The 26380-nt window shown below is 40.5% G+C and carries 23 protein-coding genes; 12 read left to right on the top strand and 11 right to left on the bottom strand.

From position 1 onward, the window contains the following. The first annotated feature begins 3 nt into the window (after positions 1-3). The 4 genes from NE536_RS02325 to NE536_RS02310 all read left to right on the top strand — a co-directional run bounded on the left by NE536_RS02325 (position 4) and on the right by NE536_RS02310 (position 5944). Positions 4-2424: a Z1 domain-containing protein gene (locus NE536_RS02325; protein WP_261271679.1), complete on the top strand. Its 2421-nt coding sequence runs from the start codon at positions 4-6 to the stop codon at positions 2422-2424. 65 nt (positions 2425-2489) lie between these two features. Continuing rightward, positions 2490-3131, top strand: a complete 642-nt coding sequence (locus NE536_RS02320) for a hypothetical protein (protein ID WP_261271678.1) — start codon at positions 2490-2492, stop codon at positions 3129-3131. Beyond that, complete coding sequence (locus NE536_RS02315) at positions 3131-4090, top strand: PD-(D/E)XK motif protein (protein ID WP_259563128.1); 960 nt, start codon at positions 3131-3133, stop codon at positions 4088-4090. The genes NE536_RS02320 and NE536_RS02315 overlap by 1 nt, the downstream gene beginning before the upstream one ends. After that, complete coding sequence (locus tag NE536_RS02310; RefSeq protein ID WP_261271677.1) at positions 4091-5944, top strand: AIPR family protein; 1854 nt, start codon at positions 4091-4093, stop codon at positions 5942-5944. A gap of 285 nt (positions 5945-6229) precedes the next feature. Here NE536_RS02310 and NE536_RS02305 read toward each other — a convergent pair whose 3' ends face one another. The 4 genes from NE536_RS02305 to NE536_RS02290 form a co-directional block, all read right to left on the bottom strand. Continuing rightward, a complete protein-coding gene (locus tag NE536_RS02305; protein WP_259563130.1) occupies positions 6230-7768 on the bottom strand; it encodes a DNA cytosine methyltransferase in 1539 nt (512 codons plus the stop codon). A gap of 73 nt (positions 7769-7841) precedes the next feature. Then, positions 7842-8072 (bottom strand): hypothetical protein, encoded by a 231-nt coding sequence (locus NE536_RS02300; RefSeq protein WP_259563132.1) that lies wholly within the window; start codon positions 8070-8072, stop codon positions 7842-7844. Positions 8073-8188: 116 nt separating this feature from the next. Continuing rightward, positions 8189-8545, bottom strand: coding sequence for a hypothetical protein (locus NE536_RS02295; protein WP_259563133.1), 357 nt, complete (start codon positions 8543-8545; stop codon positions 8189-8191). 165 nt (positions 8546-8710) lie between these two features. Then, positions 8711-9610, bottom strand: a complete 900-nt coding sequence (locus NE536_RS02290) for a LysR family transcriptional regulator (RefSeq protein ID WP_261271676.1) — start codon at positions 9608-9610, stop codon at positions 8711-8713. A 296-nt stretch (positions 9611-9906) separates the two neighbouring features. On the opposite strand from NE536_RS02290, the gene yjjG reads away from it, so the two are divergent. Continuing rightward, positions 9907-10587 carry a pyrimidine 5'-nucleotidase gene (gene yjjG, locus NE536_RS02285; protein ID WP_261271675.1) on the top strand — a complete coding sequence of 227 codons (681 nt, stop codon included), beginning with the start codon at positions 9907-9909 and terminating at the stop codon, positions 10585-10587. A 299-nt stretch (positions 10588-10886) separates the two neighbouring features. Here yjjG and NE536_RS02280 read toward each other — a convergent pair whose 3' ends face one another. Continuing rightward, entirely contained in the window at positions 10887-11690 is an 804-nt protein-coding gene (locus NE536_RS02280; RefSeq protein ID WP_261271674.1) for a hypothetical protein, read from the bottom strand. Positions 11691-11865: 175 nt separating this feature from the next. Between NE536_RS02280 and NE536_RS02275 the strand changes: the two genes are divergently transcribed. Continuing rightward, positions 11866-13236: a helix-turn-helix domain-containing protein gene (locus NE536_RS02275; protein WP_261271673.1), complete on the top strand. Its 1371-nt coding sequence runs from the start codon at positions 11866-11868 to the stop codon at positions 13234-13236. 304 nt (positions 13237-13540) lie between these two features. Further along, complete coding sequence (locus tag NE536_RS02270; RefSeq protein ID WP_261271672.1) at positions 13541-14209, top strand: inovirus Gp2 family protein; 669 nt, start codon at positions 13541-13543, stop codon at positions 14207-14209. Positions 14210-14352: 143 nt separating this feature from the next. Here the strand turns inward: NE536_RS02270 and NE536_RS02265 are convergent, their stop codons facing one another. The 6 genes from NE536_RS02265 to radC form a co-directional block, all read right to left on the bottom strand. Beyond that, positions 14353-15075, bottom strand: coding sequence for a lecithin retinol acyltransferase family protein (locus NE536_RS02265; protein WP_198572553.1), 723 nt, complete (start codon positions 15073-15075; stop codon positions 14353-14355). 144 nt (positions 15076-15219) lie between these two features. Continuing rightward, positions 15220-15780 (bottom strand): tyrosine-type recombinase/integrase, encoded by a 561-nt coding sequence (locus NE536_RS02260; RefSeq protein ID WP_261271671.1) that lies wholly within the window; start codon positions 15778-15780, stop codon positions 15220-15222. 122 nt (positions 15781-15902) lie between these two features. Then, a complete protein-coding gene (locus NE536_RS02255) occupies positions 15903-16316 on the bottom strand; it encodes a DUF2787 domain-containing protein (RefSeq protein WP_261271670.1) in 414 nt (137 codons plus the stop codon). A 144-nt stretch (positions 16317-16460) separates the two neighbouring features. Then, positions 16461-16841, bottom strand: a complete 381-nt coding sequence (locus tag NE536_RS02250) for a type IV toxin-antitoxin system YeeU family antitoxin (RefSeq protein WP_261271669.1) — start codon at positions 16839-16841, stop codon at positions 16461-16463. 137 nt (positions 16842-16978) lie between these two features. After that, positions 16979-17341: a hypothetical protein gene (locus NE536_RS02245; RefSeq protein ID WP_259506678.1), complete on the bottom strand. Its 363-nt coding sequence runs from the start codon at positions 17339-17341 to the stop codon at positions 16979-16981. Between the two features lie 47 nt (positions 17342-17388). Continuing rightward, the gene (radC, locus tag NE536_RS02240) at positions 17389-17880 is read right to left on the bottom strand and encodes a RadC family protein (protein ID WP_425347524.1); all 492 of its coding nucleotides are present in this window, start codon (positions 17878-17880) and stop codon (positions 17389-17391) included. 148 nt (positions 17881-18028) lie between these two features. On the opposite strand from radC, the gene NE536_RS02235 reads away from it, so the two are divergent. From NE536_RS02235 to NE536_RS02215, 5 genes are all read left to right on the top strand, one after another. Next, complete coding sequence (locus NE536_RS02235; protein WP_261271667.1) at positions 18029-18226, top strand: helix-turn-helix transcriptional regulator; 198 nt, start codon at positions 18029-18031, stop codon at positions 18224-18226. Positions 18227-19035: 809 nt separating this feature from the next. After that, entirely contained in the window at positions 19036-21873 is a 2838-nt protein-coding gene (locus NE536_RS02230; RefSeq protein WP_261271666.1) for a type I restriction endonuclease subunit R, read from the top strand. Position 21874: 1 nt separating this feature from the next. Then, complete coding sequence (locus NE536_RS02225) at positions 21875-23632, top strand: restriction endonuclease subunit S (protein WP_261271665.1); 1758 nt, start codon at positions 21875-21877, stop codon at positions 23630-23632. After that, positions 23629-25239 carry a restriction system-associated AAA family ATPase gene (locus tag NE536_RS02220; RefSeq protein WP_261271664.1) on the top strand — a complete coding sequence of 537 codons (1611 nt, stop codon included), beginning with the start codon at positions 23629-23631 and terminating at the stop codon, positions 25237-25239. Before NE536_RS02225 ends, NE536_RS02220 begins: the two co-directional genes overlap by 4 nt. Further along, positions 25239-26297 (top strand): hypothetical protein, encoded by a 1059-nt coding sequence (locus NE536_RS02215; RefSeq protein ID WP_261271663.1) that lies wholly within the window; start codon positions 25239-25241, stop codon positions 26295-26297. Before NE536_RS02220 ends, NE536_RS02215 begins: the two co-directional genes overlap by 1 nt. Positions 26298-26380 lie beyond the last annotated feature (83 nt).

Below are 26380 nucleotides of genomic sequence, written 5' to 3'. Positions count from 1 at the left end.
GATATGGATAACTATCGCTTTAAATACCAAGATGCAATCAAAGATAAAATTAAAGAGCACTTAAAAACAGCTAGTTTTGAATCTTTAGACGAAGTACGTTCAGAGTTAGCAGATAGAATATTTTCTAGTTTAGCAATCGTTGCAGAGCATTTAAACTGGCCGAATATAGATAGAGAAACCTTTGAAAGTTACTTCGAAGTTGTTAGAAAAGAGGTTCAATCAAATCATGTAACAACAATCAAAGCCCCCAATCTTTTATCAAAGAATAAATCAACTTGGCTAAATGATTCTAGAGAAAATGAAATAAAATGGAATTACACTGAAAGGTACTTAGAGTATTTGCGGGGGCAAGGGCGTTCAGAATCAGTAGTAGAAGAAATTAAAAACTCGAGCTATAAAATTTTAAGTAAATTGGCGGACCCTAAGAGTCAATCTTCTACTTTTATTAAAGGCCTTGTCGATGGAGATGTGCAGTCAGGTAAAACAGGTAATTTTAATGCTGTAATCAATAGAGCACTCGATTCTGGTTATAAGCTGATTATAGTTTTATCTGGAATCATGGATGATCTCAGGTCACAAACGCAAGCGCGGATAGACAAAGACGTAATTGGTGATGGTAAAGGTGTTGGACTCAGGCAAGCTTTTGGCCATCAAGGTGATGAAAGTGTTTTCCAAGTTGTTTCAATCACTTCTGAAGACGCTGATTTTAATAGACCTTTAGCTGATGCTAACTTCTCCTTAAATCAGACCAATATCATGGTTTGTAAAAAAAACGTCAGCATATTGAAAAACATCTTACTTTGGTTAAAAGACAATTTGCCTAAAGGTGCAACTAAACACAGCCTACCTTTATTGATTATTGATGATGAAGCAGACAATGCTTCTCTAAACAATGAAGGCTATAAAGGTCAAAACTATGCATCTAAAATTAATGGTCATATTAGAGCAATATTAGGTATCTTTCATAAAAAGTCTTATTTGGGTTACACAGCCACTCCATTCGCTAATGTCATTCAGGATAGAAATGTAGCATCAGAAGAAATGTGGAGTATTCCCGACAAATCAAATAAAGGAATAACAGAGTCTTTATTTGAGCAAGTCGATAATCTATTTCCTGATGACTTTATATTTCTCTTAGATACGCCTACCAATTATATTGGGGCACATCGGATTTTTGAAACATTACAGCCCTGCAAAAAACTTCCGATTGTATTTGATATTGATGACTATACAGCCGACTTTCCAAGTCGAGTAATGGAAGATGGTGATGACATAATTGGTGTTGAACGGTTTGATAATAAACAAGACTGGGAAAATAAAGTAGGCAAGTTTGGTTACTATTTAAACTTTTCCTCATTTAGTGAATACAAAAAAGGCACTCGAGCTTCTAAATCTGTCGATAATTTCCCAATTGATTTACCTAACAGTATCAAAAATTCTGTGATGTGCTTTATTCTGGGCATTGCTGTTAGAGAAACTAGGCGAAAAGACCTTATTCTCTCTAAAGTATATCAACCCCATAATACTATGCTTGTGCATATTTCAAGATTCACTTCATGGCAAAATAAATCTAGTAAGTTGATTCATGACTTTTATAGCGATATCGAGACTAGGTTAAAAATGGATAAGCCAAACGGGGCAAATTCAATCTATCGAAAATTTGAAAAAGTTTGGTCTGACTATTGCGCTGAAATTGTTGGCTCTATCCATAGTCACCTACCTGAAAATTATGTCGATGACTACATGCAACCAGTCTCGTTTAATTCTATAAGTCCTTTATTGGTGGATGCGGTATCAGATATTGAAGTTCTGGCATTGAACAGTGACACTGGAAAAGAGCTTAAATACCAAGATGAAAAACCACGCAAAGTTATCGCTATTGGGGGGAATAGATTATCTAGGGGCTTTACTCTTGAAGGTTTAACAGTTAGCTATTTTGTACGTTCGACAAACTATTCAGACTCTCTCCTGCAAATGGGCCGATGGTTTGGTTATAGACCAGGCTATTTAGACTGCTGCAAATTGTTTACATCTAGGGATTTAATTTCTAAATATGATTCAACATCTAGATGTATTGACGAGCTAAAAGAAGAGTTCAAAAAGATGGAGCAAAAGGGAACACCAAGAGATTTTGAACTAAGGGTTAGAAAGCACCCTGGAGTTTTACAAATTACTCGCCCAACTATTTTGAAAAATACAACAAGCACAAAATGGTCTTACCAAGACTCTCTAGTAATGACAACAGAGCTTGATATTACTAAAGAAAAAATTAGTAAAGTATGGACTGATTTTAAAAGTATAGTTTCTCCTTTGTTTTCTGCGGCCAAGGAAGTAGATTCATTACTTACTATCACAGTATCTTCTAAAGAACTCATTAAAATTATTGAATCAAATAACAATTTGATGAGACTAGAAATAATCTAATCAAACAATATGTAAATAAATGTGTTGAAAAAAACTTACTAACATCTTGGACTATAGCAATTAAATTGACAGGCTCAGCGGCTAAAGAGAGTGGTTTAGGAATACTCACCTCTGATGAAACAGGCTTACCTAAAGATGTTCAATTAGCGGTTCGAAGTGGGCCAGCTCAAGAGAAAGGAAATCATTTTTATGATGAGTTCATAAAAGATCAGAGGTTTAAACCTACTGGTTCATCTGCGAATATAATGAGCGGAGGAACAGATATGAAAGTTGCTCTTGATGAAGACCAAATACTTTTAGCAGAAAAAGAATTTATCAGTCAAAAAGTGTCTGAAATTTTAAACAATGACCCAAATATCAACGAAGAAGATGCTCTAATAAAAGCTCAACGAAAAACCAAACCGGAAAGAATATATCGAGAAAAGCTAAATCAAAACCAAGGTGTGCTTATATTTTATTTGTTAGATCCCTACTACGTCTTCAATCAAGTTCCTGGGAAAGTAGACACCAATATCCAAAGGTTATTAAAAGAAAGAGGCCAATTACTTAATGAACCATTGGTTGGTATGGCAATGGGTTTTCCTCCAATATCAAGAAAGTTAGATCCTTATGGAGAGTATGTTAAAGGTGATTATGATCTAGAGATACTAGATGAAGATGAAGATGAAGCTTCGGATGAATTATTACCAACGGACGCGGTGCTATAATGGAATTAAGTGATAAATGGAAACTATTGGAATCTCAAAATATTGATTCTGGGTTGAGCACTATCAGATTTGAGTCTGATGGGCCGCTAGAAGTTTTTTTAGCTGTTGACGAAAAATCGAGTCATGCAATATTAATTTATCTTCCTTCCACATTTATCCCGAAATTTGATGTTCTAAGTAACGATAATTTAGAGCTTATTTTTTTTAAGCAAGGGCATTACTTTCAAATTAGACTATTAGACTCTGACTTTACATCATTGTTCGATGATCTAATTATTTCGTTAATTGATTCAATTAAAAACATTGCTAATGCAGAAGATGCATCTAAAGAGTTTATAACTATCTATATAAAATGGAGTACATTCTTTACTAAAACTTTTGAGAAGAAACTGAGCAAAGAGAAAGTAATTGGGATCTGGGGGGAATTGAGTTATTTACTTAAGCTAATTCAATTCACATGTTCAAGTGTTCCGATCGATAACATTTTAAAATCGTGGGTAGGACCATTTGGTGCATCACATGATTTTGAGCTTTCCAGCTCTTCAATTGAAGTAAAGACCAAACAATTAACCTCTTGGATGATAAGAATATCTAGTGAATATCAACTCGAGAATATTGATGAAAAACCCCTCAATTTAGAAGTCATCTCTGTTATTGAATCGGAATATGGTTTATCGATTAAAGATTTATTCTTGAAAATTAAGGAGCATATAAATAAGAAAAGTGGAGATGTCACTATACTTTTATCTGCTTTAGAGAAGGTGAACCTTAGTGAGGAACGTCTGTCAAAGTATTCAAACTTTTTGTTTTCTAGAAAGATGACAGAAACCTTTGATTGTGATATTGAATACTTTCCCAAAATTAAAGCCTTTGGGTTGCATAAGGCAATTTCGACAGTTAAATACAATTTAGATGTTAGAGAACTACAAGAGTTTAGAGTTTCACAGGAGAGCTATTAGGTGGAAATAAGTGCAGTTTTAAATACTAGAGAAGACTTATTAAATTCTAGCAAGAATGATGATGGCTTTTTACAACAAAGTTTGCTAATTGATGAAGTAATGCCACTGCTATTAGAAACTAAGGTGGTTGACTCAGAGGATATTAATCATACTTATTATCTTTCTAACGACGATAAAATAAAAATCAATGGTTATACTGTAAATAGCACCGGCGAGCGGCTACAAATATTTATAGTTGATGATAGTTACTTATCTGAAAGCAATGATGAATTCTATGTGTCTCTACGAAATGTCTATGATGAACAGTTTAATAGAGCTATCCGATTCATTTCTTCTGCAATTCAAAATAAACTCGAAAATGTACAAGAATCTGAGCCTATTAAGCCACTACTTGCTAAATTAGGGAGTGAAGACGGATTGACTCAGTTTGATGTTATTGAATTTATTTTGGTAACCTTATCTGCTACCGTTTCTTTTAGGGGAGAAGAGACTCAGTTACGTACTATTCATTATAAAGATGAAATTAAAAGTTTCTCACATAAATTTTTAGGTGAAAAAACTCAATCAAAAGAACTTCTTTTCATTAAAAGAGTTGTCGATCTAAATTATTTGGCGAATATATATGCCTCACAAGGTAGGGCTGAGCCACTTAAAGTCATTTTTAAAGATGTCATTGGCAAGAATATTGAGGTTATTAAAGCTGCTGATGAAGAGGATTTTGAATCTTACTTATGTGTTTTAGATGCACCTATTTTAGCCGATCTTTATAAAAGATATTCAAGTCAGTTATTGGAAAAGAATGTTCGTTCATTTTTACAATTCAAAGGTGTTAACCAGGGGATAAAAAAAACTATTAAGGATGAGCCTGAAAAGTTCATAGCCTTTAATAATGGTTTAACTATTACTGCTACAGAAGCAAAAACATCTTACTATAAAAAATCACTATACTTAGAAAGCCTAGACGACTTTCAAATCGTAAATGGTGGGCAGACAACAGCTTCAATTTACTTTTCTCGTAAAGAAGGGTTGGATATTAGTAATGTAAAAGTAGTGGCTAAGATTAACATCGCAAAGACGAGTAAATCTAAGGATTTAGATGACCTAATTTCTAAAATAAGCGAGTTTTCAAATAGTCAATCTAGAGTATCTAAAGTAGATCTTCGATCTCGTAGTCCTAAATTAGTACAGTTAAAATCACTCAGTGAAAGTGTTCTACCTCCATCCGGAAATAAGTGGTTTTTTGAGCGAGCAAAAGGTGACTTCAATACTCAAGTTAGAAAAAGTACAAATGGTCAAAAATTAAAGAATGAATTTCCACCCAAAAAACGCTTCACAAAAGAGTTACTAGCCAAATATTATTGTGCTTGGGGAGATGCACCGCACCTAGTAAAAAAAGGTGGAGAGAAAGTTTTTCGCATGTTTATTGAAGATATTGAGCCTGAAAACGGTGACGGCATTGCTATAAATCGTGAATTCTATGAAAAACTTATTGCCAAAATAATATTATTCAGGACGATGGAAGAAGTATATGGGCAAGGAAAGAATGCTATCGGACAGCTTCGTTCAGCGGCCGTTCCATATGCTATCTCTGCTATTTACAAGTGGACTAATACTACTAATGATGGCACATTGATTCTGGAAAAAATATGGAAACAGGAAAGCTTAAGTGATGGACTCATAGAGTATCTTAAAGAGCTACTATTCCTAATGAATGAACTTATTAAAAAGTATTCTTTAAGTGAAGATTATGGAGAGTATTCTAAAAATCAAGAATTATGGGTAGCAATAAAAAGATCATCAGAATTAAATGAATTCATGGATTCATCTAGTTCAAAATTTGCGCTAAGCTTATAGGGTTATCTTATTAACTATCTGATTTAAATTTGTTGATTTGATATGGTCGATGTTTCCGCACTTTAGTTGATTGTAATAGTGCACAAGCCGTCGCAGACCTTTAAAGGAAATTATCTTATAAAGACCTGTGCTGTAATACCTAAACTGCCTACAAAGCAATGTGAAATTGCGATTGATGCTCTTAAAAAGTTGCAGGTAGAAGATTTTACAGCTTTTAAAAGTCAATGATGTAATAAAGATTGACGGTAAGCTTTAGAGAAATATATCTGCATTTATTAAAAAATATCAAATGGATAGCAATTGTAAAACAACTTGACCAATCTGCTGTGCCAAATATGGTGGTACAGCATTGCCCACTTGCACATATTGTTGAGTTCTATTGCCCTCAAACAAATAATTATCTGGAAAGGTTTGCAGTCTAGCAGCTTCGCGTACTGTCAAACTTCGACATTGCCTAGGGTCATAGTGAACAAAATAATGGCCATCTTTCGAGATATGGCTCGTCACTGTAGTGGCATATTTGTTAGCTGATTGAACTCTAAAGCGATCTGCATGCGTGCCTGTTGTCCAGTTCTTATGTTCAGGTGCGAGTTCTTCAGGAAAGTCGCGGGACTTTGGTGAGACTCCATCATTCAACTGTGCATAAGCTGCGCAGAAGGCGTATCGCAACAAATCTGCTTCAATATGACCACGTGTTTCATGGTTCAGTACGCATCCTAATGAATCATCCAGTAGCCAACCCTTTAAAGGCTCGGGGACTTGGTTGTTAACTCGATTTGTATGAATGGATGATGCACGTGGTAGATCTAATAATGGGGTTAAATCTAAATTGTTGATAGCTTCTTCTGGGTAAATCTTTTTAAATGCCTTGACTAGCTGCCTTGAGTGTTTTGTGATCGTTTTTTCCCAAGCTATTGTGGTATCTGGTTGCTTTGAAAAGCCGCTCCTTAAAGCTGGTAGGTCACTTAGCGTTTCTTTAACTGTTATGGATTCAGCTGCCCGAGTTAGTATTTGTGGTGTTTTTTTAATGTCATCGCGTACCCCAAGCAGAATAACTCTGTGCCTAGCTTGTGGAATGCCATATTGTTCTGAGCGTATTAGAAAATCCGCAGAGTCAGAATATTGTGGGTTATTGGGATTTTTGGCATTTATGACTAAAGAATAAATTCGATAGCTAGCTGTATCTTTAATTTTTGTAACACGCCCAGGGTTTCTCAGATCTTTAAGTATCTGTGGAAACATCACTTTGCCATTAAGTTTGGCTGATAAAATGCCTCGCACGTTTTCCATAATAAAAACGTCAGGTTGTGCAATAGTGAGTACTCTTAAATACTCCATATAAAGAAAATGGCGCTCATCATTTTCTGCTTTATAGTCTTTATTACCCGCATTTCTAGAACGACCTGCTAGCGAATAAGCTTGGCATGGTGGACCACCAATAACAATTTTTGGACCTTTGTGCTTACTGACTAGCTCTTTTATGCGGGCGTGAATTAAATCATTATCTATGCCTAATGCTCGAGGTGCTTTTAGTGTTTCTTCTTGTGCGGCTAGAGCCTCATTAGGATAAAGTTTAAACAACTGTTCACGGGTGATTTTTCCTTGAACATAATCGTAATAATGCTGTTTTGCAGTAGGCTCTTTAGCAAGTTTTCTGAATAAAGCTCTCGTAGTAAGAGTTTTATGTGCAGAAGGTTCTTTTTCAACCGATACGCCTATTTGAAATGGTTTATTTCCGTTTGAATGTGTAGTTGATGAGATACCCTCGCCAAGGCCGCCAGGGCCTGCGAAAAGATCAATTACAAGAACTTCGCCTGATTTCATTAGATGCAATAACTGTCAAAAAATTTTGAGCAATCATACCAGGAATGATTAAGCTAGCAATGAATAGATTGAGTTATTGGTTGCTTTTTGAACACTTGATGTAAGTCAATGCTTCTCCCAGTGCAAAATCAAAATGAAATGCTAGCCCTGATTGAATTTCTTCATTATCAAAGCATACGGACCATGCAAAGCCTCCCCTGTACCGATCTGGGTTTCGTTCGATGTAGATTACGTATCCACACCATTCTTCTTCATAAGGTACAAAATAAGCCTCTTCAAACTGGCTAACGGATTGGTATTCCATGATGTAAACCTAGTGTATTGTTGGGCTTATATTCTCAGGCATTGCTGTTGTATGCTCCACGGACTATGAGTCACATCGAACAGTTTTCTTTTGTTAGTTGAGCATTTATGTTGTGGTTATCGTATTGAAACGACTTTGGCGCTCAGTTGCTGTTTTATCTGCTCAAGGTAGTGAATTAGGTCACTTGGCTGTTCAAATTCAAGCTGCAGTGTTGGTTTAGAGGCGGTACGGATTTCTGGGTGTAGATTGTCGCCGTCATTTACGGCTGAAATGATGGTGTAGCGGGGATAATCTTCTTCGCGACAGATGGGGTCGGCATAGTCTACCCAAAGAATAAAGTAGTCGCTTTTTCGTTTGAAATAAAAGCTGGGGCACATGTCATTTTGGTAGCTTTTGTCGATAAGAAATGGGTATTGGCTCAGGTCGAAACCAAGATCGAATTCATAGCCAAATGTTTGATGATAAGCGCTCATATTTCTGCCTTAAATAGTCAGCTAGACTGACTATGATTATAGTTGGGCAGGCTATTTAACGTGCTGCTTTATTTGATTTAAGTCCATTTTAAGTTAGTCTTTTTTCGCTTTGTGGTTGTATTCGTTATAACAATTTTTTAAAGCCGTTTTTATCGTTAATCCTATCTAATCATTGCCCAATCTCTTTACCAACAACTCCATCAAAAACTCGATCAATACACTCACCTTAGTCGGTAAATGTTTTCGCTGCGGATAAACCGCATAAATGCCATGTTCTGGGAGGGGATGGTCTGCGAGCAAGGCTTGTAGGCGGCCTGTTTGTAAGTCGGCTTCGATCATGAAGCGCGGTAGGTTGGCTATGCCTACACCATCGAGTGTGGCTTGGTGAATGGCATCACTATTGTTGACTTGGTAGTTACCGTTCGGCTGGATACGAGTGGGACCCTGCGGGCTTAAGAAGGTCCATTCAACACCATCACGAAAGTATGAGTAGAACAAACAGTTATGTTGGCTGAGTTGCTGCGGCGTTTGTGGTGCGCTGTGGCGAGCGAGATATTCGGGTGATGCGCAAATCACACTTAAACAAGGGGCGATTTTACGGGCAATAAGACTTGAATCTGGCAGTTCGCCGATGCGAATTGCCAGATCGAATCCGCCAGTAATTAAATCGGTGGTCTTATCATCCATCTGCATTTGCAGCTGTATTTTCGGGTAACGGCGCAGAAACTCGGGGATTAAAGGGGCGATATGCAAGCGGCCAAATACCATAGGAACCGCGATGCGCAGACTGCCCTGAGGCGCTTGTTGTAGCTCGGAAATAGCGTCCAAGCCGTCTGCTGCGAGTTTAACTGCAGGGCGAACGTAGTCGAAGTAGCGGGCGCCTGCCTCGGTAAGACTCAAGCTGCGAGTGGTACGGTGCAAGAGTTGAATACCCAGACTTTGTTCTAATAGGGTAATGCGTTTACTCACCGCCGATTTACTCAGCCCAAGCTTTTGACTTGCCAGCGAAAAGCTACCGCATTCCACTACAGTGACAAAGATAGGTAGTGCCGAAAAGTGCTCCATGGTGTCCTTAGATTATCGCGTTCCCCTGCCATTATTGTTGATGATACCTCAACAGTCAGTTTTTATTATCGTGGTTATCATTGCCCTTGATGCAAGGTAGACTAATGCACTTGCTGATTGCGGGTGTCGACAGTGAAGCCTAGTTATTTTCGGGCTCATCGCTCATGTTTATCGCTTATCTTGATTACTGCTAGGCAGCTAGCCACAGCATTGCCGCAATCGCCGATGTACCATTCTCGATGCCACTGAACGGCATTGGGATGGGTCTTAGCTATTTTGTCAGAAAGAGAGTTCCTATGTCCTTGCCTTACCAATGGATTTTGTTTGATGCCGATGAAACCCTGTTTTATTTCGATGCTTTAAAAGGGCTTAAGTTGATGTTTAGTGAGTTTGGGGTCGATTTTACCCAAGCCGATTTTGATGAGTATCAGTTAGTTAACAAACCGCTTTGGGTCGATTATCAAGATGGCAAAATAACTGCCGCCGAGTTGCAAACCATACGTTTCGAACCTTGGGCAGCCAAATTATCTGTCACGGCCATGACGCTCAATAGTGCATTTTTATCAGCAATGGCCGAAATTTGTTCGCCGCTACCCGGTGCCCGCGAGTTATTAGCCGCGCTGCAAGGTAAAGCTAAACTAGGCATCATTACCAACGGTTTCACTGAACTACAAACCGTGCGATTAGAGCGTACAGGCTTGCAGCATCATTTTGATATTTTAGTGATTTCAGAAAAAGTCGGCATAGCCAAACCTGATGTGGGTATCTTCGAGCACGCCTTCGAACTCATGGGTCATCCTGAGCGCGATACTGTGTTGATGGTCGGCGATAACCCGCATTCAGATATCCAAGGCGGCATCAATGCTGGTATTCATACTTGCTGGTATAACGTCCACGGCCATGATGTACCTACCGGTATCACCCCGCACTATCAAGTGAGCTCGCACCAAGAGCTGCAAAAAATCCTGTTACCGTAAACAATTGTTCACAGAGCCTCGCTCAGCACTTCGCACTCGATATTAGTGACGCAGAGTGAGTGCTTTAACAGGGATTTCCTCAGTGCCATAAAATACAAAAAGCCCTTACATTAAGGGCTTTTGGGTATCTAAAACGTGTTAAATATCATTACTCTACATTTTGGATCTGAATATTTTTATTTACAAAAAAGTCATTATTTAACAATGGATAGCATGTTTTATCCTGTGGTAATTCGCATTGATACCCACCGATATACCCACCATATGCTAATGCCTTAACGAGATGATTCTTTGTTTTACTATTTGCTAGCCGTTTTAGCTGGTCTTGCTCGTTTTCTAGGGCGGGGACCTGAAGTCTGGTTTTGCTCACTGCTTTCTTCCGATTCTGTAGCCTCTACGGGCTTCTCTAAGGGAAGTTGCACAATGTCGATTAAAGTATGGGCTCTAGTTGCTTGAATCAGATGGTCAGCAGTGAGCTTTGAGCGGTTTTTTACAGCTTTTTCAATGAGAGCGAATAGAATTGATGAATTGTCTTTTACGGCTTGAAGTTCACTCATTAGCGCAGTCATCTGCTTTTTTAATCGGTTGTTATAATGTTTCTGTAGATGAAGCTCATCGTTAAGCTTCGTATCTGTAAACGACTGATTGTACTTTATTTCAGCTTTTTTCGCCTTTTCCGCCTCTTTACCTTTGCGCTCCTCATCCTTTAAGCCGATGAGAAGCTTATAGTTATCATCGATGAGAGACTGAAAAAGTTGAATATTCGTGATTTTTGCCTCTTTTGCCATCTCCTTGAATTTGTTCTTATGCTCGATTGAAACACTGATGTTGAGCATCTTTGCTTTGCATGCAAGCCTCCTATTGTGTGCTTCCCATGCTTTTTCCATTTTTCGATAAAATTCGAAAGTGGCTCTTTCATTACTGTCTTTAAACCAATTGAAAAGCGTCGATTTAACTTCAATTATTGTTGGATTCTGGCTAAAAAAAATCCCTTTTTTGTAAAGGTATTTAGTCACCCAAGCCAGTAGCAATTTGTGCGTTTTGTTTCGGTAAAAGAAGTCAAACTTTGCTTCAAATTCGGCCTGGCGCTTAATGTCCATCATGCAAACAACCTTCACCACTTAATTGTAATAATGTAAATACTTTTTAAAATTTTATTTACTGTGATTTTAACACTTTTTTGTTTTCAATTACTAGTAATTTACTAGTAATTTTAAATTGCAATTACCTACCTGTTATGGAAGTATTTATTAATAGTTCTCTATCATTGAAATTCAAATGAAGCGCTTACTTAGTTCGCTCAAAGGTGCCAAACCAGAATCCAGATTTTTTATTTCCCTATGGTTTAGATTTTTTGCACCTGAAGCTGGGGTCCCATTACCCGTAGCAGAGATAGCAAAAATGCTAGGCGTTTCTAAGAATGTTGTCATGTCGTCTCTTGCCTACATGACTACTGAAGGTTTTTTTGAAAGGAGTCACATTCATCTAGGAGTTAGGGCTGGCAGACCCACATCACAGTATTTTGCGACCAATAAACTGCTTGCTATTTTATGTGATGATGAACATCCAAGATTTCACGCTGGTCTGATCGAAGAATTACATTACAACAATCACCAACATTTGACGTTGAGCAATCGTTTACTGCTTTGCGTCTTCTTGCTTCACGCAAATGAGTACGGTCTGGTGGAAAACTTGGGATTCTCAGTCATTGCTCAGATGACCGGAATGAGCAATGACCAATTCAATTCACAGCTAGATAAGCTTTCTAGGCTTAGATATCTTAGGAAGTTGAGTTCTGGGGTCACTTCAAAGGTGATTTTTGGATCCAAGCCTTCAATTTATCTGCTAGATATTACAAATGAGCGGTTTTCTAGTGCGATATTCCGCTCTGTTACTTGTGAACAAGCTATTGGGTATGACTACGAGGAGATGCTAAACAGCCTTATAGCTCGCTCGTTGGGGGGCTTAACAGGGTATCGCAATGCACAGCGAGAAAAAGATGCCGATAGAAAGGAGCGGCAACTAAAAATCTATGAAAATGCAAAGGAAAAATTTGATGGCCTTGCATGTACAGGGAACTCAGAACGTAGTTGGATGCTGTTTGCTGAGCTGAAGCGTCGACCAGTGTTGAAATATTTTCTGTATGAAAAAATACTGCTCTTAGCCGCTCAGAAGGTGTTTTCCGGAGAAAACCGTGATGAGACTTGGTTTCTTCAACTGGCAGCAGAATTTCGCATGAAGCTTGAGCCCAGATTTGAAAAAGGGGCTGTCCTTGCCAAGGACCGAGGTAGTGAAGCTGTTGCTGAAGTGGGAGATGCTGAATGTCGGGAGCTCGCATCACAAAGTCGTGAGGATGGTGACTCGCTTGATTTTTGGGATCTGGAGGTGTTTTCTCAAATCTTAGCAAATCGTATTATTTTGCCAGTGATTGAAGCCTTGGAAAGCAAGATAGCCATTCTCGAACAGCATTTTGACATGCCGTTTTCATCTGCTTTTGTCCTGGAAGATAAACAGACAGAAGGAGTCAGCATTAAGCCCACCCGTTCTATTCTTGGCCTGTATCCTGTTTCGCAAGCTCAAGTTGTGAAACGAGTGTACGTCAACACGGGCAAAGTCCATGACCTAGATGTTTGCAACTCGGAACCATGAGGTGATGTTGACTTCAGTGGTTTAACTATCGAGTGACGCAATGCCATGATTTCCCGGCTGGCCTGATCATTTGTGCCTTGGGCGCTGGCGATTTAGTGCAGCGATTTGTCTGTTTGTTATTACTACAGGTGTGTCGTTACTTACATTTTAACCTTTAGTATCAGTGCATTGATTGCTGAGTAGAGTTAGTCGCTCTTATAGGCGAGCTAACTCTTGCAAGTGATATCAAGCCCTTTAGGGCTTTTGAGTTATAAATTACACAAACCCCATACGTTATGAACAATAACCAATATGGGAACTCAACATGTCAAAACGTCATCCACTCAATACCAACCTTACCGTCATCAGCAATGGCCAATACCAAGGCCTCAATGTTTATCCTAGACCACTAAGCGCTGAATACTTAAGCGCCATTCTACAGACTTTACAAGCGGCTCTGACTGAGCACCCTCGTACCTTTATGGTGCGGTTTGATTTGCATCTACCACAGCTCAATTTTCGCGACTCACCTATAGTTTATGATTCAACGGTGATCAGCAAATTCTTTAAATCTCTGAACGCCAAAATCCAGAATGATAGGCTTATCAAGGGCCGTGAGGGTAAGCGGGTGCATCCTTGTACCCTGCGTTATATTTGGGCAAGGGAGCGAGCTTATGCCGATACAGACCATTACCATATTGCTATCTTCCTCAATAACGATGCCTATAACCATCTCGGTAATTACAATCGAAGTGGTCAAAACCTGAGTACTAAGATTGTTGAAGCCTGGGCCAGTGCTTTAGGGCTCGATGATTTCAGTACGCGGCATTTAGTCCATTTCCCTGAAGATACGCCAGTTTACTATCTCAATCGTAACGCACCGAATTATCCTCAAACCTTTGCGAGTGCTTTCTTCCGCTTGAGCTATTTTGCCAAGCTAGAGACTAAGCATTATGGCGATAAAACACGTTCATTCGGTTGTAGTCGTATTTAAGCGTGGTGACAGAGTTAGCTTCTTAAGGTTTAAGCTAAAAAATAAAGGTGCTTAGCTGTGGGACCTGAGCTGTATTGGTCCTTAAGTGTGTCAACGATAGCGGCTTGAGGGCCGCTTCGTTGTTAAAGAGTTGACTTCAATACTTATGACCTTAGCCAGTGCCATGCATCGGCTATTAGCTCTGCACCGGCTTTTACGCCATTGATGCCCACTTCTGCTGTCATCAGCATGGTGTTTAAGCCGGTTTCTAAACTGCCTGTGACGAGTTTGATCCCTGCATCGGCAATCTCACCTTGGCTTAAGCAATCATAACTCTCACCCAGGGTTTGCGTGGTGCCTTTTAGTAGGCATTCGGCAGGCTTAGCAACAAGATCCCCTGGCGTCCCTAGGAGCGTGTTGAGGTTATCGGGTAGCCCTAGGTATTCGCCAGTCATTTTTACTGCGGTAGAGGCTAACACGACGTTTGCGACGGTTCCCGTGGCCAGCTTTGAAGCAGTACTTCCCAGTAAGCCTGCTCTGGCAGAGCCTTGCAGGGCAACGTGAGTGAGATTACTGACTTGATTGGAGGTGCTGGTTCTTTCTAAGCATTCGTTGACGAACTGCTCACAATTGTTCGTAGCAACGCCGTATGAGGTATAACCCAGTTGACTGCGTGCAAGCTCAATAGCTTGATGGGGAAACAGGCTGGACTTTTTCACTCTGATCTTATGGCCACCATCAAATTGCTGCAGATCGATTTCTTCGATGATGCCCTGTTTAGATAAGTGAATGACATTGCCATGGCCAACATACAGGCCATGGTGTTCGGTTAAGCCAAGAAAATCGATATTGGTGACGAGATGATCGCCAGGTTGTAATGCTTGCATGAATGTTTCCTTAGCCAAGGTTCTATCATTGCGACGTGCTATTTCGCCATGCAGACTTAGGTTAGTTGCAGGTGTTCGCATTGATAGTAAGTTGGCTGTGTGAGGATTTAAAATGAGACGCTATCCATTACTGATAAGCGCGGGTTAGATTTCTAACTCGACAAAGTCTTTATCGATATCGTCTTGCTCAATACCGATATACCGAAGGGTGGTTTCTTCGGCGCTATGCCTGAGCATCTTCATTACTCGACCAATATCTTTGGTTTGTTGATACAGCAGATAGCCTCGCGTCTTACGCATTGAGTGGGTGCCTAAAGCGATTTTGAGCTCTTCACCAATCATCGCTAGTGCGCGGCAAATATAGCGGCGTGACAAAGGCGCGGGTTTGATGTGCTTCGCTCTTTGATTACGGTAGGACTGAAAGAGGTAGATATGGTTAGGATGCTCGCGTGCAATACGCTGTATCCGTTCTAGCGTTTTTGAGTTGAGTTTGATGTTGGCGATTTTGCCGGTTTTGGATTCCTTAATGATGAGTCTATCGTCCTGGATATCGCTGAACTTAATCGAGAGTAAGTCGGAGATCCGCAGGGCGAGATTAAGGCCGATATTCCACACATCGGCCAGTTGCTGGCTAAACTGTCTTTCCAGTAGGTAGCTGATAAGCTTAACGGTGTCTTGATCTTTAACGGCTTGAACTTCAGGCATGGTCATGTTCCTCTTTTTTGCTATAGCGTGTTTTTGGGTACTTGCGTTGTTGAGAGCCGCATGGGGCAAGGGTTTGAGTGTTCCCGTTTTAGGATTCTGGAAACTTCATTTGGCTAAGTGGTTTAATCCAAACTGACCTTCACCTTGTAAACGCCCATATCGAAATAAGTGGCAAAGTTTTGGGTAAATAAATCGATTAATGCTCTGCATTCCCGCTCCCCAATCCAGCCACTAAATAGGCTATAGACCTGCTTGCTGTTAAAGCAGATATCGATGTCTTTAACGAGCCCAGGGAATGGATGGCCGCGAAAAGCAAAGTCGGTGACGTACACTAAACGCCAGAGTTCTTGCTGTTTCTCAAGCCGCACTTCGACGGGATGAAAGCCGCCCGCTTCGGCGCTGTAATCGGGATCTCTAAAATTGAGCGTGATTGCATTGGCATCTTTTGGATCGACGTCAGCCAGTTCCTTTTCAATGACCTGGTAAAAACGATTAGGCATTAATGGCAGTTGGTTACGGTTAATGGTTAATGTCATCGGATATTCCTTGTTTGATTTACGCGCACACGCAAGAGCCTAGGAGCTACAACTCCTGGGCTCTTGTTGTGTTTGCTGGTGGGGTAAAGATTGCGTGAAACGAGTCTGATGGAGCGTGATGAGGTATCAGGATGCGCTTTGGTGTTACAAGGTTATTGAAGGGCTGTGTGTTAATGCGGGTAGTGGTTTGTCAGCGGTTTGATAGACGGCAATATACAAATAACCATGGCTGCCTAAGGTATCGGCCTCACAGGTAAAGTCATCGTGCTCAATGGTGACGCAGTGCTGCTCTCTTGCATCTACCTCACCGGTGACGACTAATCGCTCAAGTTGTTTAACTAATTTTGGGAAAGCGTGATTAAAGCGTTTGCGTACTTCAGGTGAAAACTCACCGACAAAACTTGCTCTGTCATTGAGATAATCCAAATGCAGTCCACGCAAAATCAGTCTCGCACCAAAGCGGGGGGACACCTTACGGGGCAGGCCCCAAGCGTGCTCGATATCGAAAAGTTTAAGGGTTGTCATAGGAACCTCTATGGTTGAAAGGGTGAAACTTTGGGAGTGTGTTGCTTGTTAGCTGGCGAGCTAAAGCAGTGATAAATACAAGTGGCTAATACAAGTGATTAGTGGACTAGATGACGTTTAGGTAACGGTTTGCAAAATTAGGTATGGACGCTCCAATTGGGTTGCTCATTGCTGCCATGGTTAAAGTACACGCCGTTGATCACCCGTTGCCATTCACCCATAGGCACACCATAAGTGTCACAGGGGCAAACATAGCGGCAGAAGGCAATCTCCTTGGGTAAGTGCTCAACCACATCGCGGTGAAAAACAAATAATACGGTTTTATGTAGCTCGCGGTGTGGTGCAACGACTGGCTTTCCAATCACTTGGCCCATGGCGTTGAGCGGCCGCACAAACATTGGCAAAATCAGTTCAACCGCCAAACGGTTACGCAGCTCAGGAAAAGCGGCGCAGGCCTCGGCGACACAGGCCTGTGAAAAGCTGTCGGTAAATTCAATCATGTTTGACTCCTTAAGTGGGAGTGATAAAAAGCAGCTTGAATGCGGGGCTAGAGTAAGCCTCGTTCAGCAAAGGACACCGGTGTACGACCCACCACAATATGGTCAAGCACCTGCACGTCAATCAGCGCCAGTGCATCGGTTAACCGTTTGGTGATGTTCTTATCTGCAGCCGAAGGTTCTGATTCGCCGGATGGATGGTTATGGGCAAAGATGACCGCCGCCGCATTGACGGCCAACACCGCCTTAACCACTTCGCGGGGATAAACACTGGCAGCATCTAAGGTGCCAAAGAACAACTCTTTAAACTCCAGTAATTGATGTTGGCAATCGAGCAGCATTACCGCAAACACCTCCCGCTCATAACCGCCGAGTTTGTAAGTCAAAAAATCCTTAGTGGCTTGAGGGTTGTTGTAGGCGTCTTTCTTTACATAGCGTTCAGCAATGATATTGGCGGCAGAGGCTAGGATCGCTTCGGCAGTTTGCGGCCAATGGTTGATCGGTTGGTTTAGCAATGGGGGCTTTACGGGTTGGGAGGACATCGATTTTGTTGACATATCAGGCTCCTTGAAAGCGTTAATGGGCTTATGCACAGGAGTGATATATATCTGAAAAGATTTGGAAATAAGGAAAAAAGTTAAAAATTACTCGAAGGACATATGTGATGAGACAATAACCGAGAAACTCATCATGAAACTAATTCGCCTACCTAAAGTTATGGATTACACCGGTCTAGCCCGTTCCACTATCTACAAGTACATCGCAGAAGGAACATTTCCCAGACCCGTGTCACTCGGTAGCCGAGCTTCCGCTTGGGTAGAAAGTGAAGTGCAAGAATGGATTTTAACAAGAATAGAGGAGCGAGATGCCCAAAGTGAAACCGTTTAAGCCCATATCAACATCCGTTTTACTGCACATTAATTAACTTCAGGATATTCCTTACCGCCTCCTGCCTTCAAAGGCTAAGAGCGTCCTCCATTACTAAATTGAAATGCTTTTTCTTGGCTGAATCCCTCTATAAATAAGCCTATGAGCAATAACTAAAAACAACCTAATTAACCAAGGGAACGACCGGAAACAAGCTAGGGTAAGGACAACATTCAGAGCTTACTGAGCTTGCTCAGTTACTATCGCAATAACACGACCAGCCTAACTGCCACGATGCATTAAGCACTGGAATGGCACAGACTATTCAAACAGGGCAATAACTGACGTATAGACAAGCGTATCGCCCTCACCGGCATGCGCTTGTCTTGTCGCCCTGATGATCAACACAATGGGTTGAGACATCCATCCCGTAGTTCTTCGCCTTCAAAGCGTTTAACTCCAGTTATGTTTCAAAAGACGAAGAGAACGTAGTTACATCGCCAATTCACCAGCAAAGGCTTTGAAGATACCCCAAGGGATACCGCGAACCAACTACCTGACAGCTTAGGACAAAGACTGTGTGCTATCTCGCTGGATTAGATGGAACTTTTCTGACACAATCCTAAAAATTATGTGCATCAATCTAAATAGTGTAATCGTTTAATTGAGCTGCTTTAAACATAGTACTTGAGAGCATTTAGGCGATTACCGTTGCTGTTTTTGCCACAAGAATAATAAGAGGTGAGGCACAGGGATGGTCGATACAATTCCAAGCTATAAAGAGATGGTGCCAGCGGTGCTAAGCTCACCTTTAAATATTAGGACTTCAAATGGACATTGACGGATTAAAACCAGAAACCCTAGCTCGTTTATCAATTGATGAGCTGCTTAGGCTTGCTGGTTGGAAAGTACAAACCTGGCCAGCAGCTAATCTAGGTGAAGGCTTAGGTGTTGCAATCCGTGAATACCCTACCGATTCTGGCCCTGCCGACTATATCCTGTTTGTTAATCGCAAAGCCGTTGGCGTAATTGAAGCCAAAAAAGATGACAGCATATTATCGCAAGTTGAAGAGCAAACCCTTCGTTATGCGAGTAGCAAAATTAAGTTTCAAAATAATCAAGAACCGCTGTCATTTTTGTTTGAAGCCACTAGCCAAGTTATTCAGTTTACCGACCTTCGAGATCCTGCTCCTCGATCTCGGGAAATTTTCCATTTTTTTAAGCCAGAAACGCTGCAAGAGTGGATAAAGCAAGCAAGCTCATTGCGCAAGCGCTTAAAATACAATATGCCTGAATTGCCCAAAGCAAAACTGCGCGAATGCCAAATTAGTGCGATTACTGGGCTTGAGAAATCATTAGCAGCAAACCACCCACGCTCACTCATTCACATGGCTACGGGTGCTGGTAAAACCTTTACTGCGATTAATGCTGTTTACCGTTTGCTAAATCATGGCGGCGCAAAACGTATTTTATTTTTGGTTGATACCCGCAACTTAGGTAAACAGGCACAGCAAGAATTTCATGCCTTTAAACCGCAAGGCAAGCAAACCTTTTTCCATGAAAACCATATCGTTCAGCGCTTAACTAGCAGCACAATTGATAGTGCTGCCGAGGTATGCATTTGTACCATTCAGCGTATGTATTCGATTTTAAGTGGTAAGCCAATTGATGAAAGCGCCGAGGACATTTCACTACACGAAATGAAGCAAAACCAGCAGCAAGCCAAGTTGGTAAAATACAACCCAGCCGTGCCTGTTGAAACCTTTGATTTTATTATTGTAGATGAATGCCACCGCTCTATTTACAACTTGTGGAAGCAAGTGCTCGACTACTTTGATGCCTTCATCATTGGCTTAACCGCCACGCCTGATAAACGTACTTTCGGCTTTTTTAAGGAAAATATCGTTGCTGAATATAGCTATGAAGACTCAGTGCTTGATGGTGTCAACGTCGGTTACGACGTCTATGAAATTGAAACCGAAATCGGCAATAAAGGCGCAGAGTTAAAAGCCAAAGAATGGCTTGATCACCGCGACAAACTGACTCGCAAAAAACGTTGGGCACAGGCAGAAGAAGACAACAGTTACACTGGCAAAGATCTAGACCGTTCAGTTGTTAATGTCAGCCAAATTCGCCAAGTCATTAAGGCGATGAAAAAGGCCGTTGAAACCCAGATTTATCCAGATCGTAAAGAAGTGCCCAAAACACTGATTTTCGCTAAAACCGACAGCCACGCCGACGACATCATTCAAATTGTGCGTGAAGAATACGGCCAAGGTAATGAGTTTTGTAAAAAAGTCACTTATAACGCCAAAGATCCTGATGGCATTTTGAATGATTTTCGTAACGACTTTAATCCGCGCATTACCGTAACGGTGGATATGATTGCCACAGGCACGGACGTTAAACCACTCGAAATATTGCTCTTTATGCGCGATGTGCGCAGTAAAGGCTATTACGAACAAATGAAAGGCCGTGGCGTTCGTAGTTTAAGTTATGAAGATCTGCACAACGTCAGTAAAAGTGCCACCAGCGATAAAGACCGCTTTGTGCTCATTGATGCCGTTGGCGTTGAAAAGTCACTCAAAACCGAAAGCCGCCCACTAGAGCGTAGCCCTAATCTCTCACTGAAAGATTTATTGCAAGGTGTGGCCATGGGCCATCGCGATGATGACACCATTCAAAGCTTAGCGAATCGTTTAACCCGTTTAAGTAAACAGCTGGATAAGCGCGGGCTAGCCGAGGTTGAAAAGCTTACCGGTAAACCGTTACCGCAAGTGGCCAGAGACTTGCTCACTGCGCTCGACCCAGATGCGATTAATCAGCAAGCCCTTGCTAACGCTAAAGCGGCAGGCATTACCCTTGATGAAGAGTCTTTAACCGAGAGCGAACGCCAAAGTGCTAAAGAGCAGTTGATTGATAAGGCCTGCCAAACCTTTGATAATCCGGCCACGCGTGAAGGCATAGAATCGGCCCGCAGGCAGCGTGAGCAGCTTATCGACCATATCAACTTAGATACGGTGACTTATTCTGGTTACAGTAGCCAAGCTGCCGACAATGCTGCAAAAGTCATTCAAAGCTTTAAAGACTTCATCGAGCAGCATAAAGATGATATTCAAGCCTTAAGCTTTTTTTACCAGCAGCCGTATCAGCGCAGAGGCTTAACCTTTGCCATGTTAGAAGAACTGCACCAAGCGTTAAGTAAGCCACCTTTGCTGCTGACCACTGAAAAGCTGTGGAGCGCTTATGAGCGACTTAATCAGAGCAGCCAGCAAGCGTCAGGTAAAAACAAGGGCAAAAAAGTGAGCAGCCAAAGGCAACTGACTGATATCATCTCGCTGATCCGTTTTGCCATGGGGTTAGACAGTGAACTCAAACCCTTTGCCGAACAGGTCGATGCCAAGTTTAAAAAGTGGATTTTCCGTCATAATGCCCAGCGCTCAACCGCATTTACCGAGCAGCAAACCCAGTGGTTACGCTTGATCAAAGATCATATTGCCGCCAGCTGCGCCATCGAGCGGGATGATTTTGACTACAGTCCTTTTTCCGACCATGGCGGTTTACAAAAAGCCTGGGGCTTATTTGCTGTTAGCAACCCAAACAACAACGGCCAAAATAACGAATTAGATAGCCTATTGGCTGAAATGAATCAGGAATTAATTGCATAGTATGGCATTTTCTAAAGATATAAATGAATTAGTTACAGAAGACACAACTGGGTTGCTAAACAAACATGAAACGTGGGAAAGAGTAACTCTTCAAGATGTTGTGGAAGTCGTCAATGGCTATGCATTCTCATCAAGTGGTTTTAACACCGGAAAAGGTTTACCTCTCATCAGAATCAGAGATATCGTTTCAGGTAAAACCGATACAACTTACGAAGGTGATTACTCTAAAGACTACATTGTGAATAGTGGCGATTTACTGGTCGGAATGGATGGTGACTTCCACTCAGCATTTTGGCGAAGCGGCATTGCACTGTTAAATCAACGCGTTTGCAAATTGACTGCAAATGAAAATTTTTATAATCAAAAATTTTTAGCGTACCTACTACCAGGTTATTTAGATGCAATAAATCAAAGCACATCTGCTGTGACAGTAAAGCATCTTTCATCAAAAACGATTCAGAGTATCCCATTACCGCTACCAACAAGAAAAGAACAAGATAGATTGGTAGAAAAGCTTGAGGAGCTATTTTCCGAGTTTGACAACGGGATTGAAGAACTCAAAGCCGCACAAACCAAACTTAGCCAATACCGCCAATCGCTATTAAAAAGTGCAGTTGAAGGTTCATTGACTCAGCAATGGCGCGCTGAAAATAGCGACCGAGTGCAAGAAACAGGTGAGCAACTGCTAGCACGCATTTTAAAACAGCGCCGCGAGCAGTGGCAGCAACAAAAGCTCACTGAGTTTGCTGAAAAAGGCAAAACACCTCCTAAAAACTGGCAAGATGCATATCCCGAACCCGTTCAACCCGATACCCCCGACTTGCCTGAACTGCCTAAAGGTTGGGTATGGGCAACAATTGATCAGCTTGCTTCTGTAGGCACGGGGGTTACACCATTAAAATCAAGAAATGATTATTATGATAATGGTGATATACCTTGGGTAACTAGCGGTGCGGTTAATGAAGAAAGTGTCTATAGAGCTAACACTTTTATAACTCAAACGGCTGTAGATGAATGTCGATTAAAAATTTATCCTGCAGGTACTTTGCTTGTAGCAATGTATGGTGAAGGAAAAACAAGAGGAATGAGTGCAGAGCTAAAAATCCCTGCAACCATCAATCAAGCTTTGGCAGCGCTTATTCTAGAAGGTGAGGCCTCAGTTCTAAAAGAGTTTCTAAAAATATATTTGCTTGATAGCTACCAGAAAATGAGAAGCAAAGCTTCTGGTGGTGTGCAACCAAATTTAAATTTACTGATTGTAAGATCGATGTGTGTACCTATACCCTGTGTTCGTGAACAACAAGAAATACACCAACTTTATAAGTTTCAAGCAGAAGAAATTGAGACTCAAGTAAAGTCGATAAAATTCAGTTTAGTGGCCTCAGATGCCCAGCGTAAAAATATCTTAAAGTCGGCTTTTTCCGGCCAACTAGTGTCGCAAGATCCTAATGACGAACCCGCTTCAGTATTGCTTGATAAAATTAAGCAAGAGTGTGAAGCTTTGGCAAAAAAGCCCAAAACTAAACAAATAAAGATAAAGTCAGCCATGAAAAATATAACAACCGAAGAGCTTACCAAGTGGGTGAGTGATTATGAAGGAAACAGTTTTACGTTTGGCGAATTACAAAAAACATTTCAAGGTGATTACGACCAGCTAAAAGATTGTGTATTTGAAATGTTAAGTGCTAATAAGCCACTCTTTAAACAAGTATTCGACCAGAAGTTGAATGCGATAACGTTTATCAAGGAAGATAAATGAAACTTATCCGATTAAACATAATTGATGCCGATACTTGCGGCGGCTTATTGAATGGCGTGATAATAAATTTTCGTAATGGTTTGGTTGAAACAGATGCTTTTTCACCATTGTGTTTAATTGGTCCAAATGGCACAGGAAAATCACAAGTTTTACAAATTATTGCCGAAATATTTCAAGCCGTATTTGAAAAATATTTGCCAGATGAAGAGCAAGGTACGCCCAATAGTCAAATTCAATTTGAGCTAGAGTACTCGCTGGTATCTGATGGGGAAGTAAAGAAGGTCAAGCTTTATCGTCGAAAAATGGCGAGCAAAAAAATGGATATTGCCATTGAAAAATTTGTAGATGACGATTGGACTTTGGTGACTAACATAAGTGAAATTGAAACTCTATTACCATCAAAGGTAATAGGTTATACGTCTGGTGATAATGAAACGCTAAGCATTCCCTTTTTTGTCAGTCGCGCAGGTTATGCTAAACAGGTCAGCCAAAATGCGTTAGATAAAGATAAATCAGCCTTGCCTATTTTAGACTCACGAATGCTGCTAATTGATTACAGTACTAATCTAGAAGTGTTAATTGCGAACTTATTATTGAACCCCGAAAATGTGCGTGAACATTTAATACATGAACCGAACCTTAAAAAGCTGCGATCTTTTCGCTGTGTTGTGCAACTAAAATATGGCTCGTCTGCAAAGAGCAAAGTTCAACTGACAAAAGAGCTTCAAAAGTATGTTGAGTATTTAAAACGTTCAGCTACTAGCTTTGATTACGATGCTAAAAACCTAACCTACACTTTTGATTTTCTCGTTCAAGATGCGACCTATCAAGCCTTTGAATACTATTGGAAGTCAGGTGCTTTAGAACTATATTCTTGCTTCCATAAGCTCGCAATGCTTAATGACCTCATTATTCCCAAACAAGATAGAGAGGCCTTCAAAAAAGGGGTTGAGCAACGACGGTTTGCATCCCGATTACCAGAACCTATGGAACGGCAGAAAGTATTTCGTTTTGAGCGTGTTGAGTTTATTTCACAAAAAAGTGAAGAGCCTGTAGATTATGTATCGCTATCAGATGGGGAGCATCAATTAACGCAATTGTTAGGTACTATTTGTATGGCATCATTTCCTAACGTTTTATTTTTACTTGATGAACCTGAAAGCCACTTTAATCCTAAATGGCGAGTGGAATTTATTTCCAAGATCATGAATCTACCTACAGCGAGCAAATCGCAATGTGAGAACGAGGGGAAACGCTCAGAAAAATCACTAGCTGCAATACAAGACTGCTTAATAACAACTCATTCACCATTTGTTCCTTCTGATATGGACAGGAATAATGTTCTTATTTTTAGTAAAAATGAAAAAGGTGAGATTGAATCAAGAAATCCAAGAATCCAGACTTATGGTAGTAAATTTGATGCCATTCTTGCAGAGTGTTTTGATATTTCACCACAAATCTCAGGATTACCAAGAGATCAGATTAAAGAATTAATGGTGAATGGTACAAAGAGTCAGCTCCAAGATGCGATAGCGAACTTGGGTGAATCAACAGAACGAATGAAATTGGCTGCCAAGTTAGCATTAATTTCGAGCGAGGAGAATTAATGTTCGTTAATTATCCTATCGATGCTGCGCAAAATAATAATTTTGTTTATGAGAGTATCTATGAAGCTATAACACTGATCTTTAATAATCTTAATAATGGAGTTGCTGTACCTCTTTGGCCGCACGTGTTACCACAAAGGCATAGAACTAAATTAAGCAATCGCAGGAAAATACGTGATTTATTAGTGGAGCTTGAAAATATAGCAACCCCGCTTTCGATAGCGCAACGAAATAAAGCATTAGCTTTTATTGATTGTCAAAATGATATCAATGGATTGTTAGATGGGACAACAGACCTAACCGTCGTAGATGCTGATATTGGATTATTTATAGATTGTTTTGAACGAATATTTATTGAAGGTTTTAAACTATTAACCGGAACGAAATCACGAGATAGCCATTATAATGACATTTACAATTCATTAATAAGTAAGACTTGTCCGTTTTGTGGCTATGAACCTTTTGAAGCCCCTGGTTTAAAAAGAGAAGATGAAGACCATTATTTATTAAGAGATCAATATATAGCGTCTGCTGCAAATTTATTTAATTTGGTTCCTATGGGTGGTAAGTGTAATAAGAGTTATAAGTTACAACAGGATTTACTTTTCAAAAATAACATAAGAAGAAAAGCACTAAATCCCTATGGGACTGTCAAGGCGGAAATTAGCTTAATTAATACAACACCAATTACATTGCTAGATAACAAACCAAATTGGAATATTACCATTTCCCCTGATATTGAAGAGACAAGAACGTGGAATGAAGTTTTCTCAATTGAAAAGCGCCTTAAAGAGACTGTGCTTTCACCGAACTATGAAGCAGTATTAAGAGAGGTTGGTGATTTTTTACAAAACTTAAATTTAGATCGCAATAGTTCCGATGTTCAAGTGCTAGAAGGGCTAGTGAAATTTGAAAATTACAAAAAAAGAAATCCGGAACAGGGTCTTGGATATCTTAAAGATAAGGTAGTTGGGATGTTAAGATTTCATTTTGAATCTGATAACGCTCTAGTTGTTGCTTTAATTAGAGATGCTCTACCACAAAGAGAGGCTGCTTAATGTATATTTACTAAGGAGCAGGCTCTGATTAACGGCAGCTAAACCCACATAAGTAACGCGTAAATTATGCAAGGGTTAGGGCA

Source organism: Shewanella septentrionalis, from assembly GCF_025370265.1.
Lineage (GTDB): Bacteria > Pseudomonadota > Gammaproteobacteria > Enterobacterales > Shewanellaceae > Shewanella > Shewanella hafniensis.
This window is presented reverse-complemented; position numbering and strand designations above follow the sequence as displayed.